Here is an 18,487-nt window from a genome sequence, read left to right as displayed (position 1 = left end):
AGCGAAAGATTCCGCTGGAGCAGCGAACCTCCGTGCAGTTCGGCGGTTTGCTGCCCGCGATTGCCCGTCACCTCATGGGCGCGGCTGTTACGTCACAAGTCCTTGCCGATGACGCCCCGTTCGATCAGCACGTCGAGGATGCGATCGACCGCTCCCTCGGCCGTCAGCTTCGTCGTCTCGATGTGGATGTCAGGATTCGTCGGCACCTCGTAAGGCGAGTCGATTCCGGTGAAATTTTTCAGCTCGCCGCGACGAACCTTCTTGTACAGGCCCTTGGGATCACGTTCCTCGGCCACCGCGAGCGGCGTGTCGATGAACACCTCGATGAACTCGCCTTCGGCCACGAGGCTGCGCGCCATCTGGCGCTCGGCGCGGAACGGCGAGATGAAGGCGGTGATGATGATCAGGCCGGCGTCCACCATCAGCTTCGCGACTTCGGCCACGCGGCGGATGTTCTCGACGCGATCGGCGTCGGTGAAGCCGAGATCGCGATTGAGGCCGTGCCGCACGTTGTCACCGTCGAGCAGATAGGTGTGCCGGCCGCGCGCATACAGACGTGTCTCCAGCAGGTTCGCGATTGCCGACTTGCCCGCGCCGGACAGCCCGGTAAACCACAGCAGCACCGGCTTTTGCCCCATCTGTTCGGCCCGCGCCTTCTTGTTCACGTCCACGTGCTGCATGTGGATGTTCTGCGAGCGGCGCAGCGCGAACTCGATCATCCCGGCGCCGACCGTGGCGTTGCTGAGACGGTCGATGAGGATGAAGCTGCCGGTGTCGCGATTGTCCTGGTAGGCGTCAAACGCAATCGACTGGTCGGTCGCGAGGTTGACGACGCCGATTTCGTTGAGCGCGAGCTCCTTGGCCGCCAGATGCTCCATCGTGTTGACGTTGATCTTGTGTTTGGGAGCCGACGGCGTCGCGGTGACGGTCTTGCCGCCGATCTTCATCAGGTAAGGGCGGCCGCCGAGCATCGGCTGTTCGTGCATCCACACGATCGTGGTCTGGAACTGATCGGCGACGCCGGCCGGGTTCTCCGAGGTCGCGAGGACGTCGCCGCGACTGATGTCGACCTCGTCGGTGAGCGTCAGCGTGACCGACTGCCCGGCCACCGCCTGCTGCAGATCTCCGTCGAGCGTGACGATGCGTGCGACATGGCTCTCGCGTCCTGCAGGGAGCACACGGATGCGGTCGCCGGGGCGAATCACGCCGCTGGCAATGGTGCCGGTAAAGCCGCGGAAATCGAGGTTCGGTCGATTGACCCACTGCACCGGCAGGCGGAACGGCAGCTTTTGCTGGCGCGTCTCGTCAACTTCGACGGTTTCGAGATAGCCCATCAGCGTCGTGCCGCGGTACCAGGGCATCCGTTCGCTCTGGGTCGTGATGTTGTCGCCGCGCAGCGCCGACATCGGAATCGGAGTGATGTCCTCGAGGCCGATCTGCCGCGCGAAGGCGCGGTAGTCGTCGACAATCGTCCTGAACACCTTCTCCGAATAATCCATCAGGTCCATCTTGTTGACCGCCAGCACCACCTTGCGGATGCCGATCAGCGACGCGAGGAAGCTGTGCCGCTTCGACTGCGTGAGCACGCCGCGACGCGCGTCGATCATCACGACGGCGACATCCGCGGTCGAGGCGCCGGTAATCATGTTGCGCGTGTACTGCTCATGGCCGGGGGTGTCGGCAACGATGAACTTGCGCCTTTCGGTCGAAAAGAAGCGGTAGGCCACATCGATCGTGATGCCTTGCTCGCGCTCGGCGGCCAAGCCGTCGAGGAGCAGCGCGAAGTCCAGTTCGCCGCCCTGGGTACCGACCTTCTTCGAGTCGATCTCCAGCGCTTCCATCTGGTCCTCGAAGAGCAACTTCGACTCGTACAGCAGGCGACCGATCAGCGTGCTCTTGCCATCATCGACGCTGCCGCAGGTGATGAAGCGCAGCAGATTCTTGTGCTCGTGCACCTTCAGGTATTGCTCGATGTCCTCGGCAATCAGCTCGGATACGTGTCCCATCAGAAATACCCCTCTTGTTTTTTCTTCTCCATCGATGCCGCCGAGTCATGATCGATGACCCGCCCCTGGCGCTCGGAGGTCTTGGCCAGCAGCATTTCCTGGATGATTTGCGGAAGCGTGGTGGCCTCGGATTCGATTGCTCCGGTGAGCGGGTAGCAACCGAGGGTGCGGAAGCGCACGCTGCGCATCATCGGCACCTCGCCCGGGTTGAGCGGCATCCGTTCGTCATCGACCATGATCAGCATGCCGTCGCGCTCGACAACCGGGCGCCGGGCGGCGAAGTACAGCGGCACGATCGGGATGTTCTCGAGGTGGATGTATTGCCAGATATCCAGTTCGGTCCAGTTCGACAGGGGGAACACGCGGATCGACTCGCCCTTGAGCTTGCGGGTGTTGTACAGCTTCCACAGTTCCGGGCGCTGGTTCTTCGGGTCCCAGCGGTGCTGCGCGGAGCGGAACGAGAAGATGCGCTCCTTCGCGCGGGATTTCTCTTCGTCGCGCCGCGCCCCGCCGAACGCGGCGTCGAAGCCGTATTTGTTAAGGGCCTGCTTGAGGCCCTCGGTCTTCATGATGTCGGTGTGGATCTGCGAGCCGTGCTTGAACGGGCTGATCCCCATCGCGACCCCTTCGGGGTTCGTGTAGGTCAGCAGATCGACGCCGAGCTTGGCCACCATCTCGTCGCGGAAGTTGTACATGTCGTGAAACTTCCACGTGGTGTCGACATGCAGCAGCGGAAAAGGCGGCTTGGCCGGGTAGAAGGCTTTCATCGCCAGGTGCAGCATCACGGCGCTGTCCTTGCCGATCGAATAAAGCATTACAGGGTTGTCGGCCTCGGCCACAACCTCGCGCATGGCGTGGATGCTTTCCGCCTCGAGCCGCTGAAGGTGAGAGAGAGTCATCGGGCTGTCCTTTGAATTGTGTTGCCGTGATTTAGCGTAATGCGGTCTCTCTTCCGCCTTTTGCGCCATTTGATGTTTTAACAGCCCCTTCAACATCGTCAGCATCGGACTGTCGGGCGAGGCGCTGGCGGACACCGTCTGCGCCTCGCCCGACAGTCCGGTTGCGGCGGCGGATTCGTCGAGGCGATTGCGGATCTGCGTTGCCATCATCTGCGCCCCGCTGAGCATCTCCGTCGCCTGCGGCAGATGAAACAGGCGAATCCGCTCGGCCCGCTCGCTGACCCACGCGCTGAAGGTCGCGGCGCGCTGCCACTGCATGCCGGCGAGCATCGCGAAGATCTTTTTTTCCGACCCGCGCGACAGGCGATCGAAAAACTCCACGAGATGCGGCGCACGCAGGCCGCCCTCGTAGGGCAGCCAATGGACCTTGCCGCGGTTGGTCACCGAGCGCAGCAGACCGGCCCGCAGGCCGCCGTCGATACCGGGTACGCTGGTGTCGTCGATCCAGTGGATCTCGCCATTCTCAGCTTGGCTCTGCGCGTGGATGCTGCGATAGGTGGTGCGATACCAGCGCTGCACGGAAATCGGCGAAGCGGCGACCCGCGCGGCCGGCCTCGCTGCCGTCAGGCTCCAGCGCTGCAGGTAATGCGCCGCGGTGCGCGCGGGCAATCCAAGGGAGTAGCGCTGCTGCACCAGGGCCTGCAGCGCTTCGAGCTGCCAAAGCATAAACGGCAGGCGCTGGCTGTCGGGTTTGCTCGTGATCAGCAGGCGGTAGACTTCCCGCTCCTGCGCGGCCGTCAACACGCGTCCCTCGCCGCTCTTGCGCCCGCGCTCCTTGACCGGAACCGCGGCCCATCCTCCGGACTGCCAGGCCTTGTACGCGGCGATGATGGTCGGCGCGGTCAGCCCGGTCGCGGCCGCGATCGCCTTGAGGGTGTGTCCCGCGACACGCAGCTCGACGGCTCGGCGACGACGAGCGTTGAGATCGCTGACTGACGACTTCTTTCCTGCCGACACGCTGCCCCCTGTCAAACATTCAATTGCGCATTCACTGCAGGTGCCGCATCGGTACTGTTGCACGGAGGTCATCTGCTCCGCATAGTCCCTTTGAACGATAAAGATCAGGAGTTTTCAGTCATGGCGCTGCAACTTTCCACGCTGCTCGAAGAGGTCATCGCGATCACCCGCCGGGCCGGCGAGGTCGTTCTGGAGGTGTACGGATCGGACTTCACGGTACGCGGCAAGGACGACAGTTCCCCGGTAACCGAAGCCGACGAGCGCGCCGAGACGCTCATCATCGAGAGGCTCACCCGGCTCGCGCCGCAGATCCCGGTGATCTCGGAAGAAGCGGCCGCCGCCGGCCGCGTTCCGCAGGTGACCAAACGCTTCTGGCTGGTCGACCCGCTCGACGGCACGAAGGAATTCATCAGCCGCAACGGCGAATTCACCGTCAATATCGCGCTGATTGACAACGGCATGCCGGTGCTCGGCGTAGTCCTGGCTCCGGCGCTGAACCGGCTCTTCGCCGGTGCCGCCGGCTGCGGCGCCTTCGTCGAGGAAAACGGTGTGCGCCGCCCGATTGTCTGCCGCGCCGCGCCCGGCGACGGCCTCGACGTCGTCGCCAGCCGCTCGCATGGCGATGCCCACGCGCTCGACGCTTTCCTCGGTACACGCAAGATCCGCTCCCTCAAGAGCGCCGGCTCGTCGCTGAAGATCTGTCTGGTAGCCAGCGGCGAGGCTGACCTCTACCCGCGCCTGGGGCGCACGATGGAATGGGACATTGCGGCGGGTCACGCGGTACTGGCCGCCGCGGGAGGTTCGCTGCAGGCTATCGGGGGAGGGGAGATGCGCTACGGCAAGCCGGGCCTGGACAACCCGCACTTCGTCGCCAGCGGGCTGGCCGGCGCGTAGCAGTCTGTTGGCGCGAAACTGTGAGGTGCGAAGGGAAGGCGCCTACGCGTCGCCGCCTGTTCCATCTTCGCCGAGTATGACGATCGCAGCAATTCGGACTGATCGGATGCTCTCCGACGCGCCGAAGAATGCGCCCATCGGGCGTCGGTGTAAGAAACGTCGACAGCAAGACGCGTCGGCGTCATGCCGTCTTTTTCGCCTTCCGCTCCGCGCGCCTGCGCGTCATTTCCGGGACGTCCGCGACGAGCCCGTCGTCGATCAGCGCATCGATGTCGCCGTTCGCATAACCCAGCTCCCCCAGCACCTCGCGCGTGTGCTCGCCCTGCATCGGTGGGTGTTTCCTCACGCTGCACGGCGTGCCGTGGAAGCGGATCGGGATGCCGGTGACGTCGAGGCGGCCGAGTTCGGGGTGGTCGACGGGGACGATCATCTTGTTGTGGCGGATCTGCGGGTCCTCGATGACGTCTTCGACTTCGTTGATCGGTGCGGTCAGGACGTCGGCGGCGATAAGCTTTTCGACGAGCTCGTCGCGCTCGTACTGCCGGGTGCGTTCGGCCATGACGCGGTCGAGCTCGTCCTCGTTCGCGAGGCGCGCCTGGATGTCGTGGAAGCGCGGGTCGGTGTCCCAGTCGGCGTCGAGTGCGCGGCAGACCTTCGCGAAGAACTTTTCGCCCGGCGTAGTGATGACGACGTGTTTGCCGTCTTTCGTCGGATAGACACCGGACGGCGCGAAGTACAGGCTGCGGTTGCCGGTGCGCTTCGGGCGGTCGCCGGTCACGAGGAAGGTGCCGATCGAGCTCGCCTGCGCGTGCATCAGCGCGTCGAGCAGCGAGACTTCGATGCGCTGGCCTTCTCCCGTGAGATCGCGGGCGCGTAATGCGGCGAGGGCGGCGTTGCTGACGAGCAGCGACGTCATGACGTCGACGGCGGGGAAACCGGTGCGCACCGGGGCGCCGGCGGGGTCGCCGTTGAGCGTGAGCACGCCGGTGTAGCCCTGCGCGAGGAAGTCGATACCGGGGCGCCCGGCGTAGGGTCCGTCGGCGCCGAAAGCGGTGACGTGGATCCAGATGATGTCCGGTTTGTGCGCCCTGACTTGCTCGTAATCGAGGCCGAGTTTCGATAGCGCAGGTTCGCGGATGTTGGTGACGAGGATGTCGGCGGTGGCGGCGATGCGGGCGAAGATCGCCTGGGCTTCGTCACGCTGCAGGTCGAGCACCAGATCACGCTTGCTGCGGTTCAGGCTGAGGTAGGGGCCGCGTTCGTCGCCGCGTTTCGGGCCGAGGTGGCGGCTTTCGTCGCCGTAGTGTGATTCGATCTTGATGACGTCGGCGCCGAGGTCCCCGAGCAGCGTGGCGGCATAGGGGCCGGCGAGCATTGTCGAGAGATCGAGGACGCGCAGCCCGGCGAGCGGGCCGGCGGAGAGGTCGGTTTTGAGCATGGAGTGGTTCCGGTCAGAGCACGTCAATAGATGTTTGCGTTCATGCGGCACCGTGCCCGTGCAGCAGCTTCCATAGCCGGTGCGGTGAGGCGGGGGTTTCGAGGATTTCGAGGCCGAGCGGCGACAGCGCGTCGTTGATCGCACACATCAGTGTTGCGGGCGTGGTGTGGATCGCGCCTTCGCCACAGCCTTTCGCGCCGAGAGGGGCGAAGGGCGAGGGCGTAACGAGGTGATCCTTCGTCGTCATCGGCACTTCGTGGATCGTGGGGATCAGGTAGTCGACGAAGGTCGTCACCAGCGGCTGGGCCTGTGGGTCGTAGACGTATTCCTCGAACAGCGCTGCGCCGACGCCTTGGGCGACGCCGCCCTGCAGCTGGCCTTCGACCGAGGCGGGGTTGAGGCGCGTGCCGCAGTCGTCGACGATGAAGTAGCCGAGGATCTTGACCTGCCCGGTGTGTCGGTCGATTTCGATCTGCGCGATATGGGTGGCGTTGGCGGCGGTGAGGTAGCTGCGGCAGCGCCCTTGGTCATCGGGCAGGTTGCGGTTCGGTGCGGTCCACACGAAAGTGGCTTCCGGGCAGGGTTCCATGCCCGGCGGCAGCAGGTCGCTGCGGGCGAGCATGACGCCGGCGACTTCGGCAATCGACATGCCATGTTCGGGCGCGCCCTTGAGCTGCAGGCGGCCGTTCATCAGTTCGACCTGTTCCGGCCCGGTGTGCATCAGGTGCGCGACGAGGAGGCAGAAAGTCTGCTTGAGTTTTTCGCAGGCGCCGAGGATCGCACCGGTGACGGCAACGCCGAGCCGGCTGCCGCCCTGGCCGAAATGCGGCATCGCGACGTCGGTGGAGGCGGTCGCCACCTTGACGGCGTTCATGTCGACGCCGAGGTAGTCAGCGACGACCTGCGCGGCGACGGTGAATTGGCCCTGGCCCTGCAGGTTGAAGCCGACCGCGACGGTGACGTTGCCGAGGACGTCGACCGCGACCTTGACGCCTTCGGGCACGCCGACGCCGGGGACGCCGACGGTCGCATACGCGTTCCAGTCGAACACGCCGGGTTCGACGGTGCTGACGACGCCAATGCCGACCAGCCGCCCTTCGGCGCGGGCCTTTGCCTGCGCCTCGCGCAGCGCCCTGTAGTCGGCCATTTCGAGCACGCGGTCGAGCACTGCCGCGTAGTTGCCGCTGTCGTATTCGTTGCCGCTCGGCACTGTGTAGGGGAACTGTTCCGGCCGGATGTAGTTGCGGCGACGCAGTTCGGCGGGATCGACGGCGAGTTCGCGCGCAGCGATGTCCATCAGCGATTCGAGCACGAGGTTGTGCGGCGGGGGGCCGTAGCCGCGGTAAGGGTAGGTCGGCGCGCGGTTGGTGGCGACCAGCGTCAGGTCGTAGGACGCGGCTTCGATGCGGTAATTGCCGGTGAAGGCGGCGAGCGGCTTGGCCGCCGAGATCGTGCCGTAGCCTTCGGCGCCGGCGCCCTGGTCGTCGACGAGGCGGACCTTGAAGCCGGTGACGGTGCCGTCGGCCTGCAGCGCGAGCGCGGCGTCGTAGTAACGGTCCCACGACTGCCCGCCGCCGGCGAGCAGGTATTCCATGCGGTCTTCGATGTATTTGACCGGCCGGCCGTCGGCCTTGCGCGACAGCAGCGCAGCGATGTCGGTGCCGCGAGGGCCGCCCTTGCCACCGAAGCCGCCGCCCTGCGCGTGAGTGATGATCCTGACCTTGTTGGCGGGCAGCTTCAGCGAGGCGGCGCGGCCGAGCCCCATGAAGCGCGGCGTCTGGTACGCGCCGCGGCAGGTGAGGCTGTTGTCGGCGAGATCCCACTGGCAGATGCAGCCGAAAGTTTCGGTGGGATTCGCGCCGACGCGGTTCCAGCGGAATTTGCGGCTGACGACGCGGTCGGCGTCGGCGAACACGCGGTCGATCTCGCCCCAGGTGTATTCGCGGCTCTGGATCACGTTGGTGCCGCGCTCCTCGAACAGCAGCGGTGCGCCGGGCGCCATCGCCTCGTCGGGGTTCGCGACCGGCGTGAGCAGTTCGTATTCGACCTGGATCAGTTCGAGGGCGTCCTCGGCGAGGTAGCGGCTCGTCGCAGCGACGGCTGCGACCGGTTCGCCGACGAAGCGGACCTTGTCGACGGCCATGCAGTAGCTGCCCCAGCCTTCGGGGGCGGTGAAGGCCGGCGCGCACCAGCGGCCGACGTCCTCGCCGGTGAGCACCGCCTCGACGCCTTCGAGCGCTGCGGCAGCCCGCGTGTCGACCTTGATGACGCGCGCGTGGGGATGCGGGCTGCGCAGGATCGCGCAGTGCAGCATGCCGGGCAACGACAGGTTGTCGATGAACTCGACGGTACCGGAGACCAGCGCCGGGTCTTCGATGCGATTGACCTCTTTGCCGACGAAACGCGGCGCGCTGGTCGGCAACTGTTCGGGAAGGGTGGGGATCTCGATCGCCATGGGTGAATTCGCCTGTGCGGTTCGGGGGGCGCTCAGGCGCTTTGCGTGGTCTGCAGCCGGCTCGCGGCCAGGCGTACCGACTCGAGGATGCTCTGGTAGCCGGTGCAGCGGCACAGATTGCCGCCGAGCGCGTCCTTGATCTCGTCGTCGCTAGGGTCGGGGTTCTCGCCGAGCAATTCGAGCGTCGTCATGACGAAACCGGGGGTGCAGAAGCCGCACTGCAGGCCGTGAGCGTCGACAAAGGCCTGCTGGATCGGGTGCAACTGGCCGGTTTCGCGGTTGCGCAGGCCTTCGACGGTGGTGACGTTCGCGCCGTCTGCCTGCACCGCGAGGGTCAGGCAGGAGCGGGCGGATTGGCCATTGATCAGCACCGTGCACACGCCGCAGACGCCGTGCTCGCAGCCGACGTGGGTACCGCCGAGGTGCAGTTCGTGACGCAGGAAGTCGGCCAGCGTCAGGCGCGCTTCGACTTCGCGCGCATGGGATTTACCGTTGACCGTCACATGGATTTTTTGCATTGTCGTCATCGCGGACCTCGCAATCTGTTCGTAAAGACCGGTTTTAGCGGGCGCGGCCGGCGGCTTCGGCGAGCGTGCGTTCGACGAGCACACCGATGAGATGCCGGCGGTAGTCGGCCGACGCGTGGATGCAGCTCATCGGTTCGGCGAGCGATGCGGCGGCGATCGCGGCGACGCGGGCAAAGGTGGCAGCGTCGGGTTTTTGGCCGGCCAGCGCATCCTCAGCGGCGGTCAGACGCACGGCGGTCGCATCGACGCCAAAGGCCGCGATGCGCGCGTCGGCGCACAGGCCGCCGGAAAAGCGCAGCGTCAGCGCGACGCCGGCCAGCGCGAGGTCGCCGTTGCGCCGTGATATTTCCTGGATCGCCCAGCCGGTGCCCGCGGGCAACATCGGCATACGCACTTCGGTGAGGATTTCGCCTGGTTCTAGCGCGGTGGTCATGTAGGTGACGAAGAACTCGGACGCCGGAATGAGACGCTCGCCCCCTTCGCCGACCGCCTGCATCTCCATGTCGAGCACCAGCGCGACTGCCGGATATTCGGACGCGGGATCGGCATGCGCGAAGGAGCCGCCGACCGAGCCGCGGTTGCGGATCTGGCGGTGGCCGACGAGTTGGGTGGCAGCGTGGAATAGCGGCTGGCGTTCGCGGATCAGCGTGGATTCCTCGGCGGCTCGCTTCGTTGCCATCGCACCGATCGCGATGATGCCGTCGTGCTCGGCGATGTGGTTCAGCGCCGTCAGCCGGCGCAGGTCGATGAGGGCGTCGGGCCGGGCGACGCGCATCGCCAGCATCGGCATCAGGCTCTGGCCGCCGGCGAGGATTTTCGCGTCGCAGCCCTCATTTTCGAGCCGCGCCATCAGCGCAATGGCCTCCGGTAGGGTTTCCGGTGCGTAGTAATCGAACGGTGCCGGTTTCATTGCGTTTTCCTGCTCCCTGGCAATGCGTGCTGTATGTGACGGAATCTATTCCGGCCGCGCGATACCCGCATCACCAATACGGGTTATTGCACCGGAGTTACGGCGGCTGCCGTGTCCTTGTCGTCGCGGCACAGGCCGTCGCCGTGGCAGTGGCGCGCGACCTTGCGGCCGTGGCGTGCGAGGTAATCGACGGTGATGTTCGGCAGCTTGTCGAGCTTTTCGACGATCTCGTAATGGCGCTTGTATTCGGTGCTGCGCAGCAGCCATTTGCCGTCCACCTTGAGGTAGCGGTCGTGGTAAAAGGCGGTGCCGGTGGTGTAGAGCTTCTCGCGCAGGTTGTAGAAGTTGTCGTGCAGGTACCACGTGCCTTCGGCCTGAGTGGGGCTGAGAATTTTTATCTCCGGGTGATGGCCGTTGTGTTGGGCGATGACTTCGCTGTTGAAGTTGTTGCCGATCGCTTCGAGGTATTGATCGCGTCCGGCGAGTTTCCATTCGTAGTCGCCGCCGATGAAATGCACGGTGACCGCGGGATGCATCAGCCCGCGCAGCAGGTCAAGGTCGGCGCTGTCGATGCCACGGAAATAGGCGTGCTTGAGCTCGCGGATTTCCTCGATGTCCCTCAGTTCCTGCACCTGGGCCTGCAAGGCTCTCACTTGCTGCATCACCGCGTCCGGGGCGTTCATTTTCGGCTTGTCCGCGGCGATGGCGCCGGAAGAAAGGATCAGGGCCGCCAGCGTTGCGGCGATCAGTTTGCTCATGTCAACTCCATGTCATGTCGCGGGCCGTCGTGGTCCGTAACGGTCCAAATGGCCGAGCGGGTGCCCGGAATGGCTGGGGTTGGCCATGTCGTGTGAATTGCGCCGGCGTCAGTCTGCGCTGCGCTCGGCCGGGTTGCAGGGGTGGGGGCTAAATACCCCGATACACCGGCTTGCGTTTTTCAAGGAAAGCTTGCGTGCCTTCCCTGGCGTCGAGCGAGGACGCGACGATGACGCCCGCGATGCCTTCGTAGTCGAGCATCTGTTCGAGCGTGCTGATCTGGCCCAGGTGGATCATGCGGCGCGCCATGTCGACGGCGACGCTGGCGCGCTGCGCGATTGTTTTCGCGTAGTCGAACGCAGCCGCGAAGGCTGTGCCTTCGGGGACCAGTTCGTCGATCAGGCCCATTTCCTTGCATTCCTCGGCGCGGAAGGTCTTGCCGCTTTCGACCATCATCAGCGCGGTCGGCAGGCCGACGATGCGTGGCAGGAACCACGACAGGCCGCAATCGGGGGCGACGCCGACGTTAGTGAATATTGCCGACATCTTGGTCGTGGTGTCGGCGAAGCGCCGGTCACAAACCATTGCATAGGCGAGGCCGGCGCCGACCGCGTGGCCATGGAGGGCGGCGATGACCGGTTTGTCGACGGCAATCAACTGGCGCGTCGCGTCCATGAACGGGCCGCCCGGCGTTTTGCGCTGCGAGCGCGGAATCGGGCGCAAGGGGTCGGAGGTGCCGGGCATCGGGCGATCGCTGTCGCCGGAGATCCAGTCGACATCGCCGCCCGCGCAGAAGGAGCGGCCGGCACCGGTGAGCAGGATTGCGCGCACTTCATCGCGATAACGCAGTTTGTAGAGCAGGCTCGCGAGTTCTTCGGCAAGTTCCCAACTCAGTGCGTTGAGCTTTTCGGGACGGTTCAGCGTAATGATTCCGACATTTTCCTCGGTGCGGAAGGTGAGGAATCTGTAATTATCCATCATGGATAGTCTCCGTTTTTATGGTGTGCTCGATGGGCGTTGGGCGCTCAGCGGAATTGAGGGATGATTTCCTGGTCGTACCATTCGATCCACTCGAGGCATTGGCCGAAGGTCGAGAGCTTCGGCGGCATCACCTGCACCGAGGTCGCCCCGGCCTTCTGCAGCGCTTCGATCTCGCGCAGCACGCTGTCGCGGTCGGCTGCAACGTGGGTTTCGCCCTTTTCTGCGTGTGAGTAGTCCTCGACCTTGTAGGCAGTCGTCGTGACGAGGATTTCGAAGCGGTCGGCCTTTTCCTCGTAGGCCGGCAGGCTTTTCATGTAGTCGATGCAGCCGGGCAGGTCTTCGCTGGTGACGAGCCACGGAATCCAGCCATCCCCATGCTCGGCCGCGCGGCGCATCGCCGGCTTCGAGTTGCCGCCGATGAAGATCGGCGGATGCGGATTCTGCACCGGCTTCGGGTCGACGAGGACGTTGTCGAACTTGATGTATTCGCCGTCGAACTTCGGCCGGTCCGAAGTCCAGATTTCCTTCAGTGCCTGCAGGTATTCGTCCGTGATCGGGCCGCGCTTTTCGAACGGGATGCCGAGCGCTTCGAATTCGCGCTCCAGGTGGCCGACCGCGGTGCCGAGCGTGAAGCGGCCGCCGGCGAGGAATTCCATTGTGCCGATTTGCTTGGCCAGCACCAGCGGGTGACGATAGGGCAGCGCAAGGATGTAGGTCAGCATGTGGATGCGGCGGGTCGCGCCCATCAGCACCGCCGACGCCGCGATGCCTTCGGCGAAGCGCGAGCCCATGACCTCCAGCATCTCGGTCGGCATGATGATGTGCTCGGGGATGGTGAGCCAGTCCCACGACAGTTCGTCGGCCTTGCGCGCGTAGCGCAGGATCTCGGGTCCGCCGGCGTGCGGCTCCCATGGCGCCATCGCGGCGGGGTAGTTGTTCAGGGCAGGCGTGGCGAGTGCGAACTTCATGGCGTGTCTCCGGTTGTCCAGATCGTCCGTGGATCGCCCATGGATCAAATGAGGCGGCATCTGCGGGCGGGCTGTGTATCGTCAATAGATGATCTTTTCTCGCGTCAGGCGCTCGTACTCGGCCGCGGACACGCCGAGGATCTGCTTGAATACCCGTTCGTTGTCCTGGCCGATGATCGGGCCGGGGTGAATTTCAGGGTGGCTGCGGCTGGTCTTCACGTAGGCGCCGTAGATCGTTTCGCGGAAGCCGAGCGGATGCGTGACTTCGACGAAGGTGCCGCGCGCCCTGAAGTGCGGGTCGTCGAGCAGATCGCCGACGTTGAGCACCGGGCTGGCGGCGACGCCATGCTCCTGCAGCCGCGCGGCGAGTTCGCGGTCGTCGAAGGCGCATGTCCAGGCAGCAATGCGTTCGTGCAGGGGATCGATGTTCGTGAGCCGCGCCGACTGCGTCGCGAACTCGGCTGCCCACGCAGGGCTGCCCATCGCGGCGATCAGGCCCTGCCACTCGTCTTCGGTATACACCGCGATGCTGATCCAGCGGTCGTCGCCGGCGCATGGGAAGACCGCATACGGGGCCGTGACGGCGGTCGGATGCGCGTTGCTCTTCGGTCCACCGATGCGGCCGTTGAGCACATAGTCCATGTAGGCGGGGCCGACCATCTGCATCACCGCTTCCTGCTGCGAGAAATCGACGTGCTGGCCCTGGCCGGTGTTGCGGCGGTGGTTCAGCGCGGTGAGCACGGCAAAGGCGCCGAAAATGCCGGCATAGGGGTCGGAGAACGCGTTCTCCACCGGGACCGGGTCGCCGCCCTTGTAGCCGACCAGGCTGTCGAGGCCGGTGATCGAGGTCAGGCTCAGGCCGTAGGTGCGCACGTGTTCGAGCGGGCCGTAGAGGCCGGCGGCCGGCATCGAAAACAGGATGATGTCGGGTTTCACTTCGCGCAGCCGTTCGTAGCCAAGGCCCAGGCGTTCCATGACGCCGGGGCCGAAGTTCTCGACGACGACGTCGGAAGCCGCGATCAGCCGGCACGCCAGCTGCAGAGCCTCCGGTTCCTTCAGGTTCAGCGACACCGAACCGTTGCCGGCCCAGCACGCATGGTTCGACAGGCTGCGGTTGGGGCCGGGTATGCCGTCGGCGAAAGGCGGCAGGTTGCGCGTCATGTCGACGCGCGCCGCGGATTCGACCTTGAGCACTTCGGCGCCGAGGAAGCCGAGCGTCTGACCGACCACGGGACCGGCCCACACCCAGCCGAAATTCACCACGCGGATGCCCTTCAGGGGCAGAGAATTCGCCATGCGGAAGGCTCCTGTCATCAACTCAGAGAATGCCGCGGCGCGCGAGCTGGCGGACGTCTGCGGCACTGAGGCCGAGGAGTTCGCCATACACGTCGGCGTTGTGTTGGCCGAGCAGCGGGGCGGGGCGTGTCGGGCCGCCGGGGCTCGCCGGCAGCTTGAACGGCGCGCCGAGGTTCTTGAGCCGCCCGAGCTGCGGGTGTTCCATGTCGACGAAGTAGTCGCGGGCCTTGAGGTGCGGCTGCTCGGCGGCCTCGGCGATCGTGAACACCGCGGTGACCGGGCAGCCGGCGGCCTGGCACTTTTCCATGATTTCCATTTTGCCGTGCTCCATCGTCCACTCGCGGATGAAGGAGTAGATGACGTCGGCGTTCTGCGCGCGCGAATACATGTCCTGGAACATCTCCAGGCTGGCCCATTCGGGGTCGCCCATGACCTTGCGCAGTCCGTTCCACTGTCCGGGTTCGAGCGCCAGCATCCATACGTGACCGTCGCGGCACGGCAGGATCGTTGCCGGCGCGCCGAGCGGCATGCCGACGCCGGTGCGCTTGTCGAAACGGCCTTCCTGCGCGTAGCAGCCAATGTTCTGGCCGCCCACGAAGGTGGCGGCGATCGCTTCGGCGCAGGACACGTCGATCTGCTGGCCGCCGCCGGCCTGTTCGCGTCCATACACTGCGGCGAGGCCCCACGCGGCGGCGGTGACGGCGCCGAAGTAATCGGCGGCGAAGGTGCCGTGTTCGAGCGGGGTCTCGTTCGGACGGCCGCAGTAGCGCGAACTGGCGCCCGAGAGGTGAAAGGCGTTCAGGTCGTAGCCGTTCCAGCCGCTGTACGGGCCGCTCTGGCCGAAAGGGGTGATCGAGATGACGACGAGGTCGGGATTGGTCGCCGCGAGCGTCGCGTAGTCGAGCGCCCACGCGCGCATGCGCTGCGGCAGGTTGTTCTCGATCAGCACGTCGGTCTGCTGCAGCAGGCGCAGCAGCAGGTCGCGGCCTTCGGCGCTGCCGACATCGCAGGTGACGCCGCGCTTGTTGGTGTTGTTGATGAAGTACAGGCCGCTCTTTTCCGGGTGCGGCAGGTCGCCGGGGAAGGGGCCGGCGCTTCGGGCGGCGTCGCCTTCACGCGGTTCGACCTTGATGACGTCGGCGCCATAGTCGCTGAAGAGTTTCGCGCAGTAGGGTGCGGACACCATCTGGCCGAAATCGATGACACGGATTCCGGCCAGCGCGCCGCGGCCGGCGGCTGGCGTGTTTGCAGTCATGAAGCCTCCGGTGTGGGTCATGGCAGAAACTTCAGCAATAGTTCGGGCGAATCGGTGAAATCGCGCACGGTGCCGTTGCTGCGGAAGGCGCGCTCGACGACGCCGGTGTTGTACGAGTAGCACGCGCCCTGCGGCATGCCGTCGGATGCGCCGGGATGCTCTGCGGCCGGCTCGAAGCTGTGGCGGCGGGCCTGCGCGACGAAATACGCGCGCTGCAGTGCGAATGCCGCTTCCCGCGGCATGCCGGAAAAGGATTTCGACGCCCACGCATGGAAGCCGCGCATCACCGGGCGCCCCGCGTGCTCCGCCGGTTCGTGCAGCGTGTGCTGGGCGATCGCCCAGTCATGCACCGGCTGTCCGTTGCACGCAATCCGCGCACGCGTCACACCGTCGCGTTCGTCATCGACTTCCATGTCGTAGAGGCAGGTCGTGCAGCCGTCGTCGGTGATGCCATCACCGCGACGCTTGCTCAGGTGCGCCGCGGCGTGGGCAACCGCAAGGACCGCCATGTCGTAGAGGTGCGTGCAGTTGTCGCCGGGTACGAGCCGGCTGCGCAGCGTCGCGTCGTCCTCGTCGAGCCGGTGGCCGATCACCCGTTGCAGCGGCCGCTGCGCTTCGGCGCAGGTGTTGAACGGGATGCGTAGCGGGTCGACTTCGACGGTGGTGACGCGCTCGCCGTCGTGCCACAGGCGCAGGCGGAAGCCGTGGTTGCCGTCTTCGAGGTCGACGCTGACCTGCCCCTGCGCCGCCTGCAAGCGAATGCGGCGGCGGAAGATTCCGGTGCCGTAAAGCGGATTCGGTCTTGCCATGGCGGCTCCTGTGCGGGCGGGTGTGCTTACGCGGTGAACGGGTCGGGGATCGTGCGTGGCGCGTCACGATCGAGGATGTCGGCGGCGATCAGCCCTTCCAGATAGCGCGAATCCCACCAGTTCATCTGCAGCTGCTTGGCGCGGCGGTAGAACAGCTGGATGTCGTAGTCGAGGGTGAAGCCGATGCCGCCGTGCACCTGCTGCGCCATGTGCGTGACGTCACGGAACGCCTTGCAGGCGAAAAGCTTGGCCATTGGCGCGAGGCGCGTCACGTCTTTGCCGTTGGCATGGGCCCAGGCGGCTTCCTGGACCAGCATCCTGGCGCCGTCGACGACCGCGCTGGCGTCGGACATGTAGTGCGCGAGTGCCTGGAACGCGCCGATCGGCTTGCCGAACTGCTCGCGGTCCTTTGAATATTGCACGGTGATCTCCAGCGCGCGTTCGGCACCGCCGGCGGCGAAGGCCGCGAGCAGGATGAGTCCGTCGTACATCGCCGCTTCCCACGCCTTCCAGCCGCTGCCCGCGGCGCCGACGCGGTTTGCGGCGGGGACGCGGACGCCGTCGAAACTCACTTTGTACTGGGTGTCGGACGCCATCGACCGCTGCTGTTCGAGGCGGACGCCGGGGGCATCGGTGTCGACGAGAAACAGGTCGACCGCGCCGCCCCCCTCGTTCGGGCCGCCGCTGCGCGCGAGCACCAGCAACTGCTGCGCGGCCGCCGCATGGAATACGTGGCGCTTGATGCCGTCGAGGACGTAGGCGTCGCCGTCGCGCGCGGCGCGCAGCTGCACACCTGCGGGACCAAAGCCGCAGTCCGGCTCCAGCCAAGCCGGGGCGACGATCGCGTCGCCGCTGCCGATCGCGGCCAGCAACCCGGCGCGCGCGCTGGCGTCGCCGGCATGGCGGATCGCGCTGGCGCTCATCACCGTGCTCGCGAAATACGGTCCTGGGGCGAGGCTGCGGCCCAGCTCCTCGTAGATCACCGCGCAGTCGAGCATGTTCAGCCCCATGCCCCCGTGCTCTTCGGGGATCCCCATGCCGAGCAGCCCGGTCTGGCGCATCTGCTGCCAGAGCTCGGCGGGCACGCCCAGCGGGTCGTTTTCCATTTTCCGCACCACGTCAGCGCCGCTGTAGTCGGCGCACAGGTTTCGGGTCATGTCGCGGAGCATGTTCTGCTCATCGGTGAACTGCAGATCCATTGGCAGCCTCTCAAGAAATGGGGGTTCGGATGGCGGGGCCGGCGCTCAGGGCTTCCAGCGCTCGCCCTTGCGGGTCCATGGGTTGTCTTCGATGTCGCCCGGTACGGCGACGCGTGCGCGGCCAGTCGTCCGCAGCTCGCCATCGACCGAGATCGCGAGATCCAGGTCGACCCAGTGGCAGCCGGTGGCGTCGGTGCCGAGTTTCCGGACGACGCCGGAAAAGCACATTTCGTCGCCGGGGAAGACCGGTTTCTTCATTGCGAAAGTCAGGCGCCCGAGGCGGCCCTTCGGGCCGGTCCAGTCGGTGATGAAGCGTTCGAACCACGCCGCGTTGTTGGGCGTGTTGAGGAAGATGTTCTGCACGCCGTTGCGTTCGACGGCGAAATCCTTGTCGTGGTGCATCGGGCGCCAGTCGCGGCTGGCGAGCGCGCCGAGTACGATGGTCGTGGCGCTCACGCGGTGGAGCAGTGACGGCAGTGGCTGCCCCTCGGCGATCTGCGCGGCGGTGATGCTGGCGACGTCGGCTGCACTCATTGTTCCGGCCTCCTGTAGCCCAGCATGTTGTATGTCTCGGTGCCGACCCACTCGCCGTGCTGGTTGGTAGTCTCGACGTCGATTGTCCAGAAACGGCCGTTGCCCAGCTTCGTCTGTTTGAGTGGACCGATGGAGCGCACGATCTGGCGCGTCGTGAGCCGGTCACCGAGGCGCACTGGCTCGCCGAATACCGCCTCGTTGCCGGCGGCGACGGCTTCGGGCAGGTCGAGCAGGTCCTTGAGGTCGAAGTGAGTCTGCAAGGCCTTGCGTTCAGCGCGGGCGCCCGGCGCCCAGTGATGCGGACGGAACCACACCGACAGCATCGTCGGCGGCGCAATCCGGCCGCCGGTGATCGCATCGGCCACGGCCGGGTTCCAGAACACCGGATTGCCGTTCTGCACGGCGGCGCAGGTGTTGTGGACGTAGCCGATCTCGATCGGAAACTCCGTCTGTTCCTCGTACATCGGCGTGCCGATCATCCGCTGCACGGCGGCGGGCAAATCCTGCGTTGCGCTCATGGGTTGGTCTCCGGGGGTAGGCATC

At 65.8% G+C, this 18,487-nt stretch carries 16 protein-coding genes; 1 reads left to right on the top strand and 15 read right to left on the bottom strand.

All coding sequences use genetic code 11. The annotated features are described in order from the left end of the window. Nucleotides 1-92 precede the first annotated feature (92 nt). Complete coding sequence (gene cysN, locus GO606_RS14785) at nt 93-2,006, bottom strand: sulfate adenylyltransferase subunit CysN (protein WP_169118541.1); 1,914 nt, start codon at nt 2,004-2,006, stop codon at nt 93-95. Next, the gene (cysD, locus tag GO606_RS22000) at nt 2,006-2,974 is read right to left on the bottom strand and encodes a sulfate adenylyltransferase subunit CysD (RefSeq protein WP_169118560.1); all 969 of its coding nucleotides are present in this window, start codon (nt 2,972-2,974) and stop codon (nt 2,006-2,008) included. Before cysD ends, cysN begins: the two co-directional genes overlap by 1 nt. Before the next feature lie 1,068 nt (nt 2,975-4,042). Between cysD and cysQ the strand changes: the two genes are divergently transcribed. Further along, complete coding sequence (gene cysQ / locus GO606_RS14775; RefSeq protein WP_169118540.1) at nt 4,043-4,816, top strand: 3'(2'),5'-bisphosphate nucleotidase CysQ; 774 nt, start codon at nt 4,043-4,045, stop codon at nt 4,814-4,816. Between the two features lie 181 nt (nt 4,817-4,997). Here the strand turns inward: cysQ and GO606_RS14770 are convergent, their stop codons facing one another. The 13 genes from GO606_RS14770 to GO606_RS14710 all read right to left on the bottom strand — a co-directional run bounded on the left by GO606_RS14770 (nt 4,998) and on the right by GO606_RS14710 (nt 18,462). Beyond that, on the bottom strand, nt 4,998-6,254 hold the full coding sequence (locus tag GO606_RS14770; RefSeq protein WP_169118539.1) for a CaiB/BaiF CoA transferase family protein: 1,257 nt from the start codon (nt 6,252-6,254) through the stop codon (nt 4,998-5,000). A 40-nt stretch (nt 6,255-6,294) separates the two neighbouring features. Beyond that, the gene (locus tag GO606_RS14765; RefSeq protein ID WP_169118538.1) at nt 6,295-8,709 is read right to left on the bottom strand and encodes a xanthine dehydrogenase family protein molybdopterin-binding subunit; all 2,415 of its coding nucleotides are present in this window, start codon (nt 8,707-8,709) and stop codon (nt 6,295-6,297) included. Nucleotides 8,710-8,741: 32 nt separating this feature from the next. After that, nucleotides 8,742-9,236 (bottom strand): (2Fe-2S)-binding protein, encoded by a 495-nt coding sequence (locus GO606_RS14760; protein ID WP_211166624.1) that lies wholly within the window; start codon nt 9,234-9,236, stop codon nt 8,742-8,744. Between the two features lie 34 nt (nt 9,237-9,270). Further along, a complete protein-coding gene (locus tag GO606_RS14755; RefSeq protein WP_169118537.1) occupies nt 9,271-10,146 on the bottom strand; it encodes an FAD binding domain-containing protein in 876 nt (291 codons plus the stop codon). Nucleotides 10,147-10,229: 83 nt separating this feature from the next. After that, the gene (locus GO606_RS14750) at nt 10,230-10,904 is read right to left on the bottom strand and encodes a nuclear transport factor 2 family protein (protein WP_169118536.1); all 675 of its coding nucleotides are present in this window, start codon (nt 10,902-10,904) and stop codon (nt 10,230-10,232) included. Nucleotides 10,905-11,052: 148 nt separating this feature from the next. After that, complete coding sequence (locus GO606_RS14745; RefSeq protein WP_169118535.1) at nt 11,053-11,883, bottom strand: enoyl-CoA hydratase/isomerase family protein; 831 nt, start codon at nt 11,881-11,883, stop codon at nt 11,053-11,055. Nucleotides 11,884-11,927: 44 nt separating this feature from the next. Beyond that, nucleotides 11,928-12,851, bottom strand: coding sequence for a TIGR03619 family F420-dependent LLM class oxidoreductase (locus tag GO606_RS14740; protein WP_169118534.1), 924 nt, complete (start codon nt 12,849-12,851; stop codon nt 11,928-11,930). A gap of 81 nt (nt 12,852-12,932) precedes the next feature. Continuing rightward, on the bottom strand, nt 12,933-14,147 hold the full coding sequence (locus GO606_RS14735) for a CaiB/BaiF CoA transferase family protein (protein WP_169118533.1): 1,215 nt from the start codon (nt 14,145-14,147) through the stop codon (nt 12,933-12,935). Between the two features lie 22 nt (nt 14,148-14,169). Further along, on the bottom strand, nt 14,170-15,402 hold the full coding sequence (locus tag GO606_RS14730; RefSeq protein WP_169118532.1) for a CaiB/BaiF CoA transferase family protein: 1,233 nt from the start codon (nt 15,400-15,402) through the stop codon (nt 14,170-14,172). Between the two features lie 17 nt (nt 15,403-15,419). Beyond that, a complete protein-coding gene (locus GO606_RS14725) occupies nt 15,420-16,211 on the bottom strand; it encodes a DUF2889 domain-containing protein (RefSeq protein WP_169118531.1) in 792 nt (263 codons plus the stop codon). 26 nt (nt 16,212-16,237) lie between these two features. Continuing rightward, nucleotides 16,238-17,410, bottom strand: a complete 1,173-nt coding sequence (locus GO606_RS14720) for an acyl-CoA dehydrogenase family protein (protein WP_169118530.1) — start codon at nt 17,408-17,410, stop codon at nt 16,238-16,240. A gap of 45 nt (nt 17,411-17,455) precedes the next feature. Then, nucleotides 17,456-17,944: a hotdog family protein gene (locus GO606_RS14715; RefSeq protein ID WP_169118529.1), complete on the bottom strand. Its 489-nt coding sequence runs from the start codon at nt 17,942-17,944 to the stop codon at nt 17,456-17,458. Next, the gene (locus tag GO606_RS14710; protein ID WP_246979615.1) at nt 17,941-18,462 is read right to left on the bottom strand and encodes an FAS1-like dehydratase domain-containing protein; all 522 of its coding nucleotides are present in this window, start codon (nt 18,460-18,462) and stop codon (nt 17,941-17,943) included. Before GO606_RS14710 ends, GO606_RS14715 begins: the two co-directional genes overlap by 4 nt. Between the last annotated feature and the right edge of the window lie 25 nt (nt 18,463-18,487).

The organism is Aromatoleum anaerobium (genome assembly GCF_012910705.2).
GTDB lineage: Bacteria > Pseudomonadota > Gammaproteobacteria > Burkholderiales > Rhodocyclaceae > Aromatoleum > Aromatoleum anaerobium.
Note: the sequence above shows the minus strand (reverse complement) of the source record. Positions and strands in the feature narration are given on the sequence as shown.

Coding starts and splice junctions, on each gene's coding strand:
- cysN (WP_169118541.1), bottom strand. CDS start 2,006: ATGGGACACGTATCCGAGCTGATTGCCGAGGACATCGAGCAATACCTG.
- cysD (WP_169118560.1), bottom strand. CDS start 2,974: ATGGCGCAAAAGGCGGAAGAGAGACCGCATTACGCTAAATCACGGCAA.
- cysQ (WP_169118540.1), top strand. CDS start 4,043: ATGGCGCTGCAACTTTCCACGCTGCTCGAAGAGGTCATCGCGATCACC.
- GO606_RS14770 (WP_169118539.1), bottom strand. CDS start 6,254: ATGCTCAAAACCGACCTCTCCGCCGGCCCGCTCGCCGGGCTGCGCGTC.
- GO606_RS14765 (WP_169118538.1), bottom strand. CDS start 8,709: ATGGCGATCGAGATCCCCACCCTTCCCGAACAGTTGCCGACCAGCGCG.
- GO606_RS14760 (WP_211166624.1), bottom strand. CDS start 9,236: ATGACGACAATGCAAAAAATCCATGTGACGGTCAACGGTAAATCCCAT.
- GO606_RS14755 (WP_169118537.1), bottom strand. CDS start 10,146: ATGAAACCGGCACCGTTCGATTACTACGCACCGGAAACCCTACCGGAG.
- GO606_RS14750 (WP_169118536.1), bottom strand. CDS start 10,904: ATGAGCAAACTGATCGCCGCAACGCTGGCGGCCCTGATCCTTTCTTCC.
- GO606_RS14745 (WP_169118535.1), bottom strand. CDS start 11,883: ATGATGGATAATTACAGATTCCTCACCTTCCGCACCGAGGAAAATGTC.
- GO606_RS14740 (WP_169118534.1), bottom strand. CDS start 12,851: ATGAAGTTCGCACTCGCCACGCCTGCCCTGAACAACTACCCCGCCGCG.
- GO606_RS14735 (WP_169118533.1), bottom strand. CDS start 14,147: ATGGCGAATTCTCTGCCCCTGAAGGGCATCCGCGTGGTGAATTTCGGC.
- GO606_RS14730 (WP_169118532.1), bottom strand. CDS start 15,402: ATGACTGCAAACACGCCAGCCGCCGGCCGCGGCGCGCTGGCCGGAATC.
- GO606_RS14725 (WP_169118531.1), bottom strand. CDS start 16,211: ATGGCAAGACCGAATCCGCTTTACGGCACCGGAATCTTCCGCCGCCGC.
- GO606_RS14720 (WP_169118530.1), bottom strand. CDS start 17,410: ATGGATCTGCAGTTCACCGATGAGCAGAACATGCTCCGCGACATGACC.
- GO606_RS14715 (WP_169118529.1), bottom strand. CDS start 17,944: ATGAGTGCAGCCGACGTCGCCAGCATCACCGCCGCGCAGATCGCCGAG.
- GO606_RS14710 (WP_246979615.1), bottom strand. CDS start 18,462: ATGAGCGCAACGCAGGATTTGCCCGCCGCCGTGCAGCGGATGATCGGC.